Annotated in this window: 17 protein-coding genes; 3 read left to right on the forward strand and 14 right to left on the reverse strand. The window is 53.0% G+C overall.

Annotated features, from left to right (window positions below; translation table 11 throughout):
• Nucleotide 1: 1 nt before the first annotated feature.
• From KF784_08930 to KF784_08945, 4 genes are all read right to left on the reverse strand, one after another.
• The gene (locus KF784_08930) at nucleotides 2-259 is read right to left on the reverse strand and encodes a ferrous iron transport protein A (protein ID MBX3119175.1); all 258 of its coding nucleotides are present in this window, start codon (nucleotides 257-259) and stop codon (nucleotides 2-4) included.
• A 99-nt stretch (nucleotides 260-358) separates the two neighbouring features.
• Complete coding sequence (locus tag KF784_08935) at nucleotides 359-1,114, reverse strand: hypothetical protein (protein MBX3119176.1); 756 nt, start codon at nucleotides 1,112-1,114, stop codon at nucleotides 359-361.
• 7 nt (nucleotides 1,115-1,121) lie between these two features.
• Complete coding sequence (locus KF784_08940) at nucleotides 1,122-1,667, reverse strand: cob(I)yrinic acid a,c-diamide adenosyltransferase (GenBank protein ID MBX3119177.1); 546 nt, start codon at nucleotides 1,665-1,667, stop codon at nucleotides 1,122-1,124.
• Nucleotides 1,664-2,419 (reverse strand): WecB/TagA/CpsF family glycosyltransferase, encoded by a 756-nt coding sequence (locus tag KF784_08945; GenBank protein MBX3119178.1) that lies wholly within the window; start codon nucleotides 2,417-2,419, stop codon nucleotides 1,664-1,666. The genes KF784_08940 and KF784_08945 overlap by 4 nt, the downstream gene beginning before the upstream one ends.
• A gap of 259 nt (nucleotides 2,420-2,678) precedes the next feature.
• Between KF784_08945 and KF784_08950 the strand changes: the two genes are divergently transcribed.
• Nucleotides 2,679-3,539 carry a prepilin-type N-terminal cleavage/methylation domain-containing protein gene (locus KF784_08950; GenBank protein ID MBX3119179.1) on the forward strand — a complete coding sequence of 287 codons (861 nt, stop codon included), beginning with the start codon at nucleotides 2,679-2,681 and terminating at the stop codon, nucleotides 3,537-3,539.
• A gap of 77 nt (nucleotides 3,540-3,616) precedes the next feature.
• Here the strand turns inward: KF784_08950 and KF784_08955 are convergent, their stop codons facing one another.
• The 6 genes from KF784_08955 to rpoZ are packed head-to-tail and all read right to left on the reverse strand — an operon-like array spanning nucleotide 3,617 to nucleotide 8,241.
• On the reverse strand, nucleotides 3,617-4,288 hold the full coding sequence (locus tag KF784_08955; protein ID MBX3119180.1) for a non-canonical purine NTP pyrophosphatase: 672 nt from the start codon (nucleotides 4,286-4,288) through the stop codon (nucleotides 3,617-3,619).
• A complete protein-coding gene (rph, locus tag KF784_08960) occupies nucleotides 4,285-4,995 on the reverse strand; it encodes a ribonuclease PH (protein ID MBX3119181.1) in 711 nt (236 codons plus the stop codon). Before rph ends, KF784_08955 begins: the two co-directional genes overlap by 4 nt.
• Before the next feature lie 19 nt (nucleotides 4,996-5,014).
• Nucleotides 5,015-5,752, reverse strand: coding sequence for a 16S rRNA (uracil(1498)-N(3))-methyltransferase (locus tag KF784_08965; protein ID MBX3119182.1), 738 nt, complete (start codon nucleotides 5,750-5,752; stop codon nucleotides 5,015-5,017).
• Nucleotides 5,752-6,609 carry a 50S ribosomal protein L11 methyltransferase gene (gene prmA, locus KF784_08970; GenBank protein ID MBX3119183.1) on the reverse strand — a complete coding sequence of 286 codons (858 nt, stop codon included), beginning with the start codon at nucleotides 6,607-6,609 and terminating at the stop codon, nucleotides 5,752-5,754. The genes KF784_08965 and prmA overlap by 1 nt, the downstream gene beginning before the upstream one ends.
• Nucleotides 6,606-7,712 carry a molecular chaperone DnaJ gene (gene dnaJ, locus KF784_08975; protein ID MBX3119184.1) on the reverse strand — a complete coding sequence of 369 codons (1,107 nt, stop codon included), beginning with the start codon at nucleotides 7,710-7,712 and terminating at the stop codon, nucleotides 6,606-6,608. Before dnaJ ends, prmA begins: the two co-directional genes overlap by 4 nt.
• A gap of 22 nt (nucleotides 7,713-7,734) precedes the next feature.
• On the reverse strand, nucleotides 7,735-8,241 hold the full coding sequence (gene rpoZ / locus KF784_08980) for a DNA-directed RNA polymerase subunit omega (protein ID MBX3119185.1): 507 nt from the start codon (nucleotides 8,239-8,241) through the stop codon (nucleotides 7,735-7,737).
• 153 nt (nucleotides 8,242-8,394) lie between these two features.
• Between rpoZ and KF784_08985 the strand changes: the two genes are divergently transcribed.
• Nucleotides 8,395-9,573 carry a PLP-dependent transferase gene (locus KF784_08985; protein MBX3119186.1) on the forward strand — a complete coding sequence of 393 codons (1,179 nt, stop codon included), beginning with the start codon at nucleotides 8,395-8,397 and terminating at the stop codon, nucleotides 9,571-9,573.
• A 13-nt stretch (nucleotides 9,574-9,586) separates the two neighbouring features.
• On the opposite strand, the gene KF784_08990 is transcribed toward KF784_08985, so the two are convergent.
• Nucleotides 9,587-10,273, reverse strand: coding sequence for an N-acetylmuramoyl-L-alanine amidase (locus KF784_08990; GenBank protein MBX3119187.1), 687 nt, complete (start codon nucleotides 10,271-10,273; stop codon nucleotides 9,587-9,589).
• A gap of 212 nt (nucleotides 10,274-10,485) precedes the next feature.
• Here KF784_08990 and hrcA point away from each other — a divergent pair, with 212 nt between their 5' ends.
• A complete protein-coding gene (gene hrcA, locus KF784_08995) occupies nucleotides 10,486-11,514 on the forward strand; it encodes a heat-inducible transcription repressor HrcA (GenBank protein MBX3119188.1) in 1,029 nt (342 codons plus the stop codon).
• A gap of 61 nt (nucleotides 11,515-11,575) precedes the next feature.
• On the opposite strand, the gene KF784_09000 is transcribed toward hrcA, so the two are convergent.
• From KF784_09000 to rpsT, 3 genes are all read right to left on the reverse strand, one after another.
• Nucleotides 11,576-12,109, reverse strand: a complete 534-nt coding sequence (locus KF784_09000) for a hypothetical protein (GenBank protein MBX3119189.1) — start codon at nucleotides 12,107-12,109, stop codon at nucleotides 11,576-11,578.
• A 65-nt stretch (nucleotides 12,110-12,174) separates the two neighbouring features.
• Nucleotides 12,175-12,501 carry a hypothetical protein gene (locus KF784_09005; protein MBX3119190.1) on the reverse strand — a complete coding sequence of 109 codons (327 nt, stop codon included), beginning with the start codon at nucleotides 12,499-12,501 and terminating at the stop codon, nucleotides 12,175-12,177.
• Nucleotides 12,502-12,878: 377 nt separating this feature from the next.
• Nucleotides 12,879-13,142 carry a 30S ribosomal protein S20 gene (gene rpsT / locus KF784_09010; GenBank protein MBX3119191.1) on the reverse strand — a complete coding sequence of 88 codons (264 nt, stop codon included), beginning with the start codon at nucleotides 13,140-13,142 and terminating at the stop codon, nucleotides 12,879-12,881.
• Between the last annotated feature and the right edge of the window lie 47 nt (nucleotides 13,143-13,189).

The raw sequence follows: 13,189 nt of genomic DNA on the forward strand, positions 1-13,189 counted from the left end.
ACTATTCCACCAGTTCGACCATAAGGCCGGCGCTTTCACGTTTCCGGAGGCAAAGACGATATCCGCGCAAGTCAATCTCAATGGGGTCACCCAATGGCGCGACTTTGACTACCGTGAACTGAGTTCCTTCAACAAGCCCCATCTCTTGAAGCCGCTTCGCAAGCGGTCCGTCATTGGGCACCTGCACGACTTTTGCACGCATGCCCTTTTTGACCTTTGCGAAATCCAACATGGAGGTTGCCGAAGCGTTCACGCTCACCTTTAACGTACCTTAAACAAAAATGTTCTGTGGGGACCTGAGCCACCACAGAACATCTTACCAAACTTTACTCTTTTGTCGAGTATGTTTAGTCCTATTTTATTTGATCCTGAAATATGACTGATCAACCTTGCCGTTGACCTCAGCCTCAACTTCCCAAACAAAGAGAACATCAACCGACTGTCCAGTTGTCGATCCGACCTTTTCGGTTTTGGCAAACTGCTTCAATTCACCTTGATCGGTGAGATAAAAGCGGTACTGGCCAGTTGAGGGGGTGGCTTGATTGAGACGCCAATCGCCGGTAACGACATGGACCTTCTCTTCTTTGTACTCGATCATGCCCTTGTACACAACGGTCTGCCATTGCTGTGTCGCGATTTTGAGGTCTTCGTTTCGGGAGATGAGAATGTCGAGCGCAGTCGATCGGTCTCCAAGGTTTACGGCGCCAATGCCGTAGATCTCCTTAACGCCAAAATCCTTTCCAAGGGTCTTCGTTCTTTCCGCAAGGCGCTGATCTTCTTTTACGAATGGCAGGTCGGGCGCATCGTAGCTAAACGCTTTCCCATCGGAGACGAGAAGCCACGACCGTGCATTTCCGACGTTCTTTTGTTGGCGAATGTAAATCTTGTTGGGATATTCGTACTGTACGTCTGTGACGATCTTTCCGCTTTGGTTCATGGCGGTGGTCGTGAGCGTGATTCGCCCACTCAAAGTTTTGGCCGACGCATAATGCGCGAACATCTTCGACAGCAGTTCTGATGGGCTCACTTTCGGCGTTTGGTCGCCGCCTGCTTGACCGCCACCTTGAATTTGGCCCACCGCAAGAAGCGCCGTGACTAAGACTGTTGTGATCATAAATGCATTACCCTCGTGGACTCCACTTTACATCTTCGACGTTTGAAAGGCTGTTCGCAATTCGTGCGATTACGAAAAACCAGTCTGACAACCTATTGATGAATACAAAAAGCTCGGATCGTACTGGCTCTTTTTGATGCAATGACGTCATGACGCGCTCGGCTCGACGGCATACGCTTCGGGCTAAATGCAAATTCGCGGCTAGCGGACAGCCTGTGGGGAGCACAAAGTTGCGCAAGGGCTCAAGTCTTTCCGTATTCTCGTCCATCGAGCGTTCCAGCCATTCGATATCGGATTGATCGACTCGGCTGTTGTTGAATTTTGAGCCGTCAGGCGTTGCCAGTTCTGCGCCCACGTCAAAAAGTAGGTTCTGAATCCGGGCAAGATCGCTATCGATTGAGTTCACTGAGGCGGAAACCCTGCACACACCCACAATAGCATTCAATTCGTCTATCTCTCCGATGGCGTGGATTCGGAGGCTGTTCTTCTCTACTCTTTGCCCACCAACCAATCCCGTCGTTCCGTTGTCTCCAGTCTTTGTGTAGACCTTCAACGCTTGCTCCTGATGACGAGCCAGGCAAACTTCGGCAGGGCCTTGGCTTTCTTGATCTTGGACGGATTCAGCAGGGTTCGCCACAGCCATTCGAGCTTGAGCTTTTGGATGATCTTGGGAGCACGCTTTGTCTTTCCGCTAAAAACATCAAACGAACCGCCAACACCCATCGCTACCGGAGCTTTGATGATCTCCTGAGTGTGTCGAATAAACTTCTCCTGACGAGGGATACCCATCGCCACAAAGAGAACATCGGGCTTATGCTCCGCGATCTCCTCGGCGACAACCTCGTCGCTATCAGCAGGAAAATACCCGTGCCTCGCGTGCACGATATTGCAACCAGGATGTCGGAGCCGCAAAGCTTCGGCAGCCATCTCGGCAACACCTGGTGCAGCGCCAAGGAAGACAATCCTGTATCCCTTCAGCGCGCTAAGCTTGCAGATCTGATCGACCATATCGACGCCACTGACTCTGTCTTTGACCGGTTTGCCCGCACGTTTGGCTGCCCAAACTACGCCGATGCTATCAGGCGTGACAAGATCGGCTTCGGCAAAGATTCCGAACCATTCGGGGTCAGTCTGCGCCTGCACGATCCCACTTGAATCTGCCGTTACAACGAGATGTGGAGAGCCTTCGGCAATAAAGCCTTCAATCGTCTCCAATGCCTGCGACATCGTGACGCGATCGACGGGCAACCCCAAGACTTCAACGCGGTCACGCTCAGTCGTGCCCGAAGACGTTAAGGAAGTCATAAGTTGAGTTTACCGTAGGTTCGGAAGAATGCCAGTCCATTGTTGGAAACCTGGGTCTTGAAAGCAGCGGGCCTTCCTGGAACATGAAGATTGCGCAATTGTACGCAACACAGCAGATAGGGCAGCCCCCCTGAAACAAATGCTGGTAATTACTTAGTGCCTTTTGACGAATATTTGCGTTATCATAGACAACCGCTGAGGGCAAGAGCGGCAACCGTAGCCTCGAGGCCTTCAGCTCATCTATCAGCGTGGAGGATGAATGAAGAAAGCTTTTACCTTGATTGAACTGCTTGTCGTCATTGCGATTATCGCGATTTTGGCGGCTATCCTTTTCCCCGTCTTTGCTCAGGCGAAGGATGCGGCGAAGAAAACGCAGTCCGTTTCAAACATGAAGCAGATCGCGACAAGCTGCCTGCTCTATGGTCCAGATTACGACGACTACTATCCAAACAGCGCCTATATCATGGCACCTGTGGCTCCGGACCCCAGACCCATCGTGTTCTCTGTGTACGACGCAGTGATGCCGTACATGAAGAATGTCAACATTTATGTGAGCCCAGCCGACCCTGAAAAGCAGGACTGGAAAAAGCGACTGAACTCGGTGAACTTGACGAATGTCCCAGGCTCTCAGGGCGTTCAATTCGCAAGTTATGCGCCCAACCTTGGGCTGTTCGGCGAGAATCTGTGCTCACCGTTCCTACCTGGCGTTCTACAAAAGTATTCGCCGGTATGGACTCAAACGGCTCTGCCTGACGTCGTCGGAACGATCATGTTCTTTGATGCTTACATCCTTGACGCCAGCTTCCCCAATCCCGCGAAGGGAGTGGGCTTGACCTATAACAAGTTTATGGGCGTTGCGCGGCATAATGATGGCCTTGTCATCAACTTCGCCGACGGGCATACGAAATTCCACAAATGGAATGGCATTCCAAACGGTGGGATTACACCTGCGACCGGCGTTGACCGCCCGAACGTTCCGTACTACAGTTGGTCCAACCCTTACTATAAATCGATCAGCCAACTTGAGGCAGCTCCAAACACACCGGCAGCTCCTTACAACGACCTTCATGGTGTGCCTGGAACACAGATTGGAGACTCTGAAGATCTGGCCTGCAGCTAGACTTTCAGTGCAAATCAACAAATTCGGCTCCGCAGCGTAAAGTTGCGGGGCCGAATCATTTTTGGTTAACGGCGCGCTTATTGCGGGCTGCTTGCTGGGTTCACGGAGGAGATCAATTGCTCAAGATAATCTCCTACGGTCGACAGCACTTTTCCACGGTGTGAGATACTGTGCTTTTGTTCGGCGGTTAAGTCTGCCATGGTGCAACCGAGTTCAGGAAGAAAGAAGATAGGGTCATAGCCAAAACCTCCGCCACCACTTGGCTCATTAGCGATGCGTCCCTCGCAGGTTGCCTCAAAGACCACTGACTCTCCAATCCTGCGAGAGTCTTGCCATGCGGGTGCCGAGACTCCGGACGGCGGTGTAATCGACACACAGCACCGAAAACGGGCTCCTCGCTGCTCGACCGGCGTATTTTTTAGGCGATCAAGGATGATGGCCATCTTTTCCGGAAACGGTGTCTCTTCACCGGCGAATCGCTTCGACATCAATCCCGGTTCGCCGCCCATTGCGTCAACCTCCAAACCCGCATCATCGGCTATACACCACTCACCTGTGAAATCAGCGGCAGAAGCCGACTTAATCGCGGCATTGTCCCAATAAGTGGACCCTGTTTCTTCCGGCTCTGGAGCTCCGGGAAAGTCTGCAAGAGTCAGAATCTTGAGCCCGGGCAGGCGCTGCGAGAGGATTGTAACCATCTCGCCCGCCTTCTTGAGATTGTGAGTAGCAATGACCAAGCGTTCGATCATATCTCCAGAACTTTTCGCTGCATTTCGATCAATTCGTCGATGCCCTGCTTTGCCAATCGAAGCATTTTGCCGAGCGTCTCTGCAGAAAAAGGCTCTTGTTCGGCAGTGCCCTGGATCTCAACGAACTTGCCGGAAGAGGTCATCACCACGTTCATGTCTGTGTCGGCGGTGCTGTCCTCCTCGTAGCAAAGGTCGAGGAGTTCGGTCCCACGGCAAATGCCAACGCTGACAGCTGCCGTCGGCTCTCCAAGCGGCATCGATTTGAGCATACGCTGATCTTTCATCCACCGGATCGCGTCGTAGGTGGCAACGTAGGCCGCCGTGATGGCAGCGGTTCGCGTGCCCCCATCGGCCTGGATCGCGTCGCAGTCGAGGGTAATCGTTCTCTCTCCGAGGGACTCGTGATCTACGATGGCGCGCATTGCACGTCCGATCAAACGCTGAATCTCTTGTGATCTTGCATTGGCCTTGCCAATCTCTCGCTGGTTGCGCTGTCTTCCCGACCTCGGAAGCATTGAATACTCGGCAGTGACCCATCCTTTACCGGAGTGCTTGAGAAATGGGGGAACACGGTCTTCGACTGTCGCAGTCACGAGCATATGGGTCTCTCCCATCTTGATCAAACACGAGCCCTCGGCAAACTTGGCAAAGCCTCTTTCGAGGGTAACGGGGCGGAGTTGGTCGGGCCTTCGGCCATCGATTCGCATAGGTGAATGGTACCTAAGCTCAGGAACCAAGACCAAGGAGAACGACGCCTGCCGCGACTGGCCCAGCGGTGTCCGCTCGTAGGACGAGAGGCCCCAATGTCACACCACGATCGCCGATCAGGGCGAGCTCTCTTGGGGCCCATCCACCCTCTGGTCCCACAACGAGCGTGAACTCCCGACAACCAGCAGATATACGCTCTCTTATAGTCGTGGCAAATGCCTTTTCAAGCCCTTCACGCTCACTCAGGACGATGGCTTGATTCATCTCCTCCAGAACGGTCTTTAGCGAAGGCGCGAAGGACACTTGGGGCAAACGACTCCGAAAACACTGTTCGGCCGATTCTCTCGTGACCGCTCGCATCCGGCGCAAACGATCTTCGATCTTTTTATCATCCCACTTCACGACCGAGCGCTCAGCTGGAAAGAAAACCATTCTGGCTACGCCGATCTCGGTGCACATCCTCACAATCGTGTCGATCCGGTCACCTTTGGGAAGCGCCTGAGCAAGCGTGACTTGGATATCCGGTTCAGAGTTTGGAAGAATAGTTTCGATGGGAGCGGCGGAGCGTCCTTGAATCTCGCATCGAACAAGCCGCCCGTCGTTTGGAAGGACGGCGATCTCATCGCCAGTGCTGAGTCGCAGCACCTTGTGAATCTTTGCAAACTCCTCCGCCGGGATTTCGAAGGGTCCACTCAAGTCCAAGCCCTCAATAAAGAACCTCGGAAGCGCACGGATGGGGAGTCCCTTCTTTGGCATCACATCACTCTTGGCTTTTGCAGCGTAGCCCCCACCCATTCACCTTTGTCAAGCTTGCGAACAAGTTGAAATCCACCGCGTTCTGCCATCTCAAGGACTGCGAGCCAGTTTTCGCGGATAATCCCGGAGACAATCCAATTTCCGCCTGGGCGAAGATGTGCCCATGCTTGGGGTGTTAGGCGGATCAAGGTTGCGCTGATAATATTGCTCAGGATCAAATCCCATGGTTGTTGAGAAGAGGGATGTTCGAATCCGTCACCGCAAACCACATCCAAGACCACATTATTGATTTCGGCGTTTTGAGCCGTAACTTCGGCCGAAATAGGGTCGATATCGGCAGCGAGAACGCATTGCGCACCAAGCTTCAACGCTCCTATTCCGAGTATGCCACTGCCACAGCCGAGATCAAGGACGCGCGACCCGTCTACTTGCTCGGCTTCCAGCAATTCAAGGCACATTCGGGTCGTGGGGTGATCGCCCGTTCCGAACGCTTGGCCAGGGTCCAGGACGATGTCGATATCGCCCGGCTGGAATTCGAACTCCTCCCAAGTGGGCCGTACGACAAATCTCTTCCCGACCCGCCTGGGCTTAAAATGCTTCTTCCACGCCTCAGCCCAATCTTCTTCGTTGACCTCTGAGGTGATGATCTCTCGGGCTCCCAATGATCGCAACTCCCTTGAAAGAGCTTCAACCTGTGCAGAAGTTCCAGCAACGGACACCAGATAAGCCGAGATGGATGGAGGATTCTCTCCAATGATCGTTGCGGGGCAGCCAAAGCGGTCAAAGGCATCGGCGAGGATCGCCCAATCTTCGGGCGCAGAGTCGAGAACGGCCTTGATCTCGATCCAAACGGTCATCTCTTCTTTTTGAACAGGCCACCTAATAGCCCGCCCCCACTGCTGCCCTTGGGAATGGGTTCTCCAAAAGCTTCGGCAAGCTTCTTGATCTGTTCAATCTGGCCCTCGGTCAGCTTTTCTGGGACAGCAATATTCGTGACGAGTACGAGATCGCCTCTTCGCCCACCATGAAGCGGTGGCAAACCTGCCCCTTGAACTCTCAAATACTCTCCTGGCTGCGTGCCAGCTGGAACCTCAACATCGTAATCGCTGTCAATCCCCTCGACTGAGATTTCATCACCCATTGCAGCCTGCGAAAAAGTTAGGTTTAAACGCATTGCAACATCCTGACCGTGACGCTCAAACCTTTCGTCTTCCTCTACTTCGATAAAGACGTACAGCCCGCCGGACATCCCGTATCCGGTGCCGTCACTTCCCTTTCCTGGGATTTGAATTCGGGTGCCAGATTCTATTCCTGCAGGGATATCGACCGTAGCTTTGGCTTCTTCAACGACGAGCCCTTGTCCACGACAGACGTTACATGGCTTTTTGATGATCGTGCCTGCACCGCGACAGGTCGGGCAAGTCGCAGAAGTTTGTACGGTTCCAAAGATGGTCTGTTGCATCCGACCCACCATCCCTGCTCCATTGCAGTTCGTACAAACATCGGGTTCAACACCGCCTTCCGTGCCTTTGCCACCACAGGTACCGCACTTGGCTTGCCGTCGATATGAAACCTCTTTGGTCACACCAGTAATGACCTCTTGAAGAGTAAGTTTGATGTCGGCTCTTAGATCGTCGCCATCGCGGCCAACATTGCGCTGGCTTTGCCCGCCCGCCATATTGCCGAAGAACATCTGAAAGATGTCGGCAAAGTCTCCAAAGTTTTGGAAATTGCCGCTTGGAATCTCTTCGGCGGTGCCGAATTGATCATACCGAGCCTTCTTTTCGGGGTCGGACAGGACGGCATAGGCCTGTCCGATCTCCTTAAATCGCTCCTCGGATTCGGGATTGCCCTGGTTGACGTCGGGATGATGCTCACGAGCCAAACGCCGAAAGGCCGACTTGATTTCGTCGGCAGAGGCGTCTCGCGAAACGCTGAGTACCTCGTACGGGTCGCGCATAGATCCTTAGCGGCTCAAAGCCTTAATCACTCTCAGACTCTTCTTCTTCGCCAGTCTCCTGATCGGCGATGTCGGAAAGCGACAGAGTGTCGTCGTCGCTGGGCTCAGTCTCGATCTCGTCGTCAGTGCCTTCAACAAGGTCGGACAGGGATACCGGCTCGGCAGAATCGTCCGAGTCGCCATCAGAATCGTGGTCTCCGTCGTGGTCGTCTTCGCCAATCGTTTCGACAAGAGCTACTTCCGACTCGTCAAGGGCAGGCAGAAGCATTCCAAATTCGGGCGCCAGTTCATCGGGTAGAACCGCCATCTCTGGCTGCTCAATGCGACCCATCTCATCGACCGAAGGCAGAATCGCCTTGATTTTGCCAGCAGCGATCTCCGCAAGTGCGATCGTGAGCGGGTGATTGGAATCGATGCTGACAAGCGGAGGCGCACCCTCGCGGAGTTGTTTCGCACGCTTGGCGGCAAGGTTTGCCAATACGAACTTCCCTTCGGGAAAATTCTTGAGGATATCTGGGGAAGGCAGCATAGTGTGTTCCGTCGGCAGGCGAGAAATTATACCATTTCGGCGTATCCACTGGAGGCTCGAAGTCCTATGGCTGAGTGTTTTTGCAGAATTCACGGCAGGATGCCCAAATTCAGCGAAAAACAAATACGGATTCTGCTACAAAACAGATGAGATATGGACATCCACGGCGAAGCTAGCCCAGACACACTGTTGCAGCATTTTGGAGAGGAAGAGAAATACCTTGGCGCGGTAGCCCCACCCCTCATACACACATCTACCTTTGTCTTCAACGACGTCGATACCTTCATTTCGACGATGCAGGATAATCCTGGCGGGCCGCCTTGGCACTATTCACGAGTTGGCAATCCCACCGTCGCCGCAGTCGAAAACAAGCTTGCTGCGCTTGAACACACCGAGGCTTGCAAGATGTTCGGCAACGGAATGGGAGCAATCACGGCATGCCTGTTTTCATGTATTGAAGCTGGCTCGCATGTCGTGGCCGTCGATACTTGCTATGGAACCACACGACAGGTTTTCGAAGAGTATCTTCCACGCTTCAACGTCTCCCATACGTATGTCTCTGGTCTTACGGTTGAATCCGTCCTGGATGCCGTCACCCCAGAAACTTCGATGATCTACCTGGAGGCTCCGAGCAGCCTTATCTTCCGACTGCAAGACATCGAGCCGATCACGAAGTACGCAAGAGAGAAAGGAATTCCAACCCTTCTGGATAACACCTACAGCTCACCCCTCCATATGAATCCTGCCGATCATGGCGTTGATATGGTGATTCATAGCTGCACCAAGTATTTGGCTGGACACTCGGATACCTGCTCAGGAGCAGTCTGTACGACTCAAGAGCGCGTAGACCGACTCGCGAAGTGGGAAGTCAACTTCTTTGGTTCTGTTTGTTCCCCGTTTAACGGATGGATGGTCCACCGAGGACTGCGGACACTTCGCGTACGCCTCAAGCAGCACGAGCTCGCAGGAAACATAGTTGCAGACTATCTTGCTGGCAAGCCTGCTGTCGATAAGTTAATGCATGTTGGCCACGAAACTTATCCGCAGCGCGAGCTATATAAGAAGTATTGCCGGGGATCTGGGGGACTCCTTTCGTTCGTCCCCACGAATCAAGATCCCGAGTATGTAAAACGACTCTGCAACGCGCTCAAACTCTTTCGGCTTGGCGTTAGCTGGGGCGGACACGAAAGTTTAGTCGTGCCTCTCCTAATTAAGCCGATCGGTTGGAACGCTGAAACTTACGTAATCCGGCTGTTCTGCGGACTCGAAGACCCCGCTGACATGATCAAAGACCTGGAGCAGGCCTTTGATCTTGCGACTGTTGCGGTTTAGGGAAAATCGGCAATCAACGATCGGCGATGGCTGAAGTCAGCGCGAGAGCTTTTTCGTCCCAAACTCCGATGAGCTCGCTTCCTGGCGGGTCCGTGCGCTTGGACATATCGTAAACCAATTCCAAGCCGGTGTCCTTCATCTGATCCCAGGGGAACCCAAGAGGGTCACTTTTTCGTCCACGCGGGACTGCGATAAACTCGTGGCTCGTGATGTACTTTAACTCTGGGAATCGCATACGCAGGTGCAGGATTAGATACTTGGTCACCTCAACCTGCTCCTTGGTCCACGGGTCCTTTCCGTCCCCAAGATTCACCATCTCTATGCCTATGCTAAAGCTGTTCACGCTCGTTCGGCCCAAGAAGTCACGGCTAACCCCCGCATGCCACGCACGCATAAAGGTAGAGACATGCTGGACGATGCTGCCATCCTTTCCTATCGTAAAGTGCGCGCTGACTTGACTCTCGGGCATTGCGAACCACTTGACCACACTCCCGAGGCTTGAGTTTGCAGTGTGGTGTAGGACGATTGTATCGATGGGCATATCTAACGGTCGTGCATTGTAGTTCGGCGAATCAACCCAAACAACTTTGTTGTATCCAGGTTCCTTCCATCCTTCTGGCACACCCAATCGATCCAGTTCGTTTGTCTGGGCGCTTGCAGTTGATGCTGCGATCACAGGCAACAGGAGGGACATCCACATCGTTGATCCTATTGTAGGCATATTCCATGAACTTTTCTGACGCAAATTTGTGGCTTCCATCACGCCTCGATTCCCCGTAGATGGGATAGCCTGGGGCTCAGGAACGCAACAACCGCACAAGACATTATTCGGTACACAACTTGCGACGCTTGCTCGTCAAGCCCTTCCCTGCCCATGCTGCAAACAGGAAGTAGACTCTAACGAACGAATACATGTCAGAACTTGGCGACCGTAAACAGCTTCTTCTTCGCGCCGTGATCATCGAGTATGTTCACGGGGCGGAGCCAATTTCGAGCGAACTTCTCTCGAAGAAGTACGATCTGGGCGTAAAAAGCGCGACCATCCGAAATGAGCTCGCCGAAATGTCAGATCAGGGATATCTTGAACAGCCGCATACCAGTGCGGGGCGAATTCCCAGCGACAAAGGTTACCGCTTCTATGTCGATCACCTCATTGAGTCGAGCCTGCCCAAAAAGTCGAAAGAGGCCGTAGGCAGTCACGCAGACGAAGGGGAGACGCTGCAACAAGTTCTCGCTCACACGACGGCTTCACTGAGTCGGTTCTTGCAGCTACTAAGCGCGGCGATAACTTACTCCGAGCGCGATCTTGCCGTTCGCAGCGTTATCGTGAGCGCTATAGGGCCGGTGCAAGCATTGTTAGTCGTGGTGCTTTCGAACGGTCATATTGAGAACCGAGTGGTTGAGATTCCGCCGGGACTTACTCTCGACGAGCTTGGCAGTGTCAATGCCTTGGTGAACAAATCCGTTGCTGGCAAGCTATTGCGACAACTACAGCGCGTCAAAGCGCCGATTGGAGCACAAGATTCGACAGCCGATAAACTGCTGCAGATCATCTGGGGAGTACTTCGTTCGATCAGCCGAGAACGCACTCGCGGCAAGCTGGTAACAGAAGGCGAAGAGTTCCTTTTCGGTCAGCCGGAGTTTCGACGAGATGCTGAAGCTTTTTCTGACCTCCTTGCAGCTCTCACAGAACCGGAGGCGCTGTATGAGGCCCTTTCTGGTACGAGCGACCAGACTGGAACGGTCACTATCGGACGTGAGAACCGGAGTGAAAAGCTACGAAAGCTATCTGTGGTGAAACAGACGTTCTATGTTGGAGAGCACGAGGCAGGCACGATCGCGATCATCGGACCGACGAGAATGCCCTACGATAGCAGCATCCCCTTGGTGAACTTCACAGCCAAAGCCCTCAGCGAAGGTCTGACGAAGTTCTTTGGGTAACCGTTTCGGGTGCGGGTGATCGGTCTCGAAACTCGAAGACTCTTTCCAGGTTGCGGTCACATCAAGGCCCCACTTTAGGCTTCGTTCCCGATGAGAGAATAGCGACCTCTGCCGCCGATGCCCTCACGTACTCGCTGTCGAGGACACTTATCCCTACTGGCGCATCTAGAAACTGCAGACGGTCACCATCAATGCGGTATCGGACTTTGCGATATTGGACCTCCCCGTGGTCGCCTATTGAGGAGATATACATAACACCTGGTTCAGTGCAGTACCACATGAGACGGCCACCCCTTCGATTAGACAAACCCGGTTCCTTCCAGTAAACATAAAAGCGACCTACTCCCTTTTGCAAGTCCACAGCGTATTTGGGTTCAAACGGACGGAATAACGCGGCCGGATCTTCCGTGCCCTTCGCAATTCGTCTCTCTCTTTCCAGCGCCGCTTGCGTTTCCGGGTGCACAGGAATCCACAGACCGTACAGCTCAGGGTCATACTGCGGCTCTGGCCTAGTGAGAAACCAAAATCCGCCCCATGCGATAAGCAGAAGCACCACCCCGATCACAAACCTCTCGATCAGAATGAACCGGTTCATGTAACCCTGATCTTAGAATACAACGGTTCTAACGACGCTGGAGGGTGCAATCTCAGGGTGCTTACTCATTTCACAGAGTAGGTGCCATCCGCTTCACGAATGAGATTTAGGGAAAACCTTCCGTCGGGCTTGGCTGGGAGGGGCGTTATCGCTGAACCGAAGTACTCCACTTCATACTTGTGTTGCGTGGACATCTCTGCAGACATCCATTGATACATCGCAAAGATGTTTTCTGCAAGCCTGGGATCGACTGAACCATCCATCGGCTTCACGGGCAATACTGCATTCACCTCATTGAAGCCGGAGTCTTTGAAAGTTATTCGTGCGATCAACTCACCAGAATCTCCAGGTTTGCCATCGGGTTTGATCAGTCGAATTTCTCTGGTATTCAAATCCTTTGTGAGAATGAAAGGAGCCGATAGATAATCTGATTTGGAAAGCTCATATAATGCCTGTTGCATACCTGTCGGTTCGCGCTTGGACGCAATCTGCGAAGTGAAGATCAGAATGCAACTCAGCATGAGGATCGCTGCAAACGAAACGCAGACTACTTTTCGCTTTTTCGTGGGCTTTGCCCGACACATGCAACCCTATGTTACGCGAAACTGGACGTATCCACTATTAAAATCCCTTCCGCCAGCCTATTCAAGCTTCTGAACGAAAAAATTGCTGCGCTATTGCCAGTAAGACTACAAATCCACTACGCTCCTAAAGAAAACAGCCTGCCAATTTGGCAGGCTGCTTTCAAATCCAGAATCTGAACCTGTGCTTAGCTTCCGGCTGCGACCTTGTTTGCCGCCTTTGCAACGCGCGACTTGCGTCGAGCTGCTTGATTCTTGTGAATCGTGCCGTGCTCTGCGGCCTTGTCGATCGCGCTCACTGCCTTCTTGAGGGCATCGCTAGCCGTGGTGGCGTCGGCTGCTGTCTTCACCTTCTTGATGTAGGTCTTCAGAGCCGTGCGTACCGACTGGTTCTGTGCAGCCTTCTTTTGGCTGCGCTTGATATCTTTCTTGCTCGATTTAATATTTGCCATGTTCGAACCGGTTTGCTTTATACCTCAACCGCTAGGATGCGGTCTGA

The sequence above is a fragment of the Fimbriimonadaceae bacterium genome (assembly GCA_019638775.1).
Lineage (GTDB): Bacteria > Armatimonadota > Fimbriimonadia > Fimbriimonadales > Fimbriimonadaceae > JAHBTD01.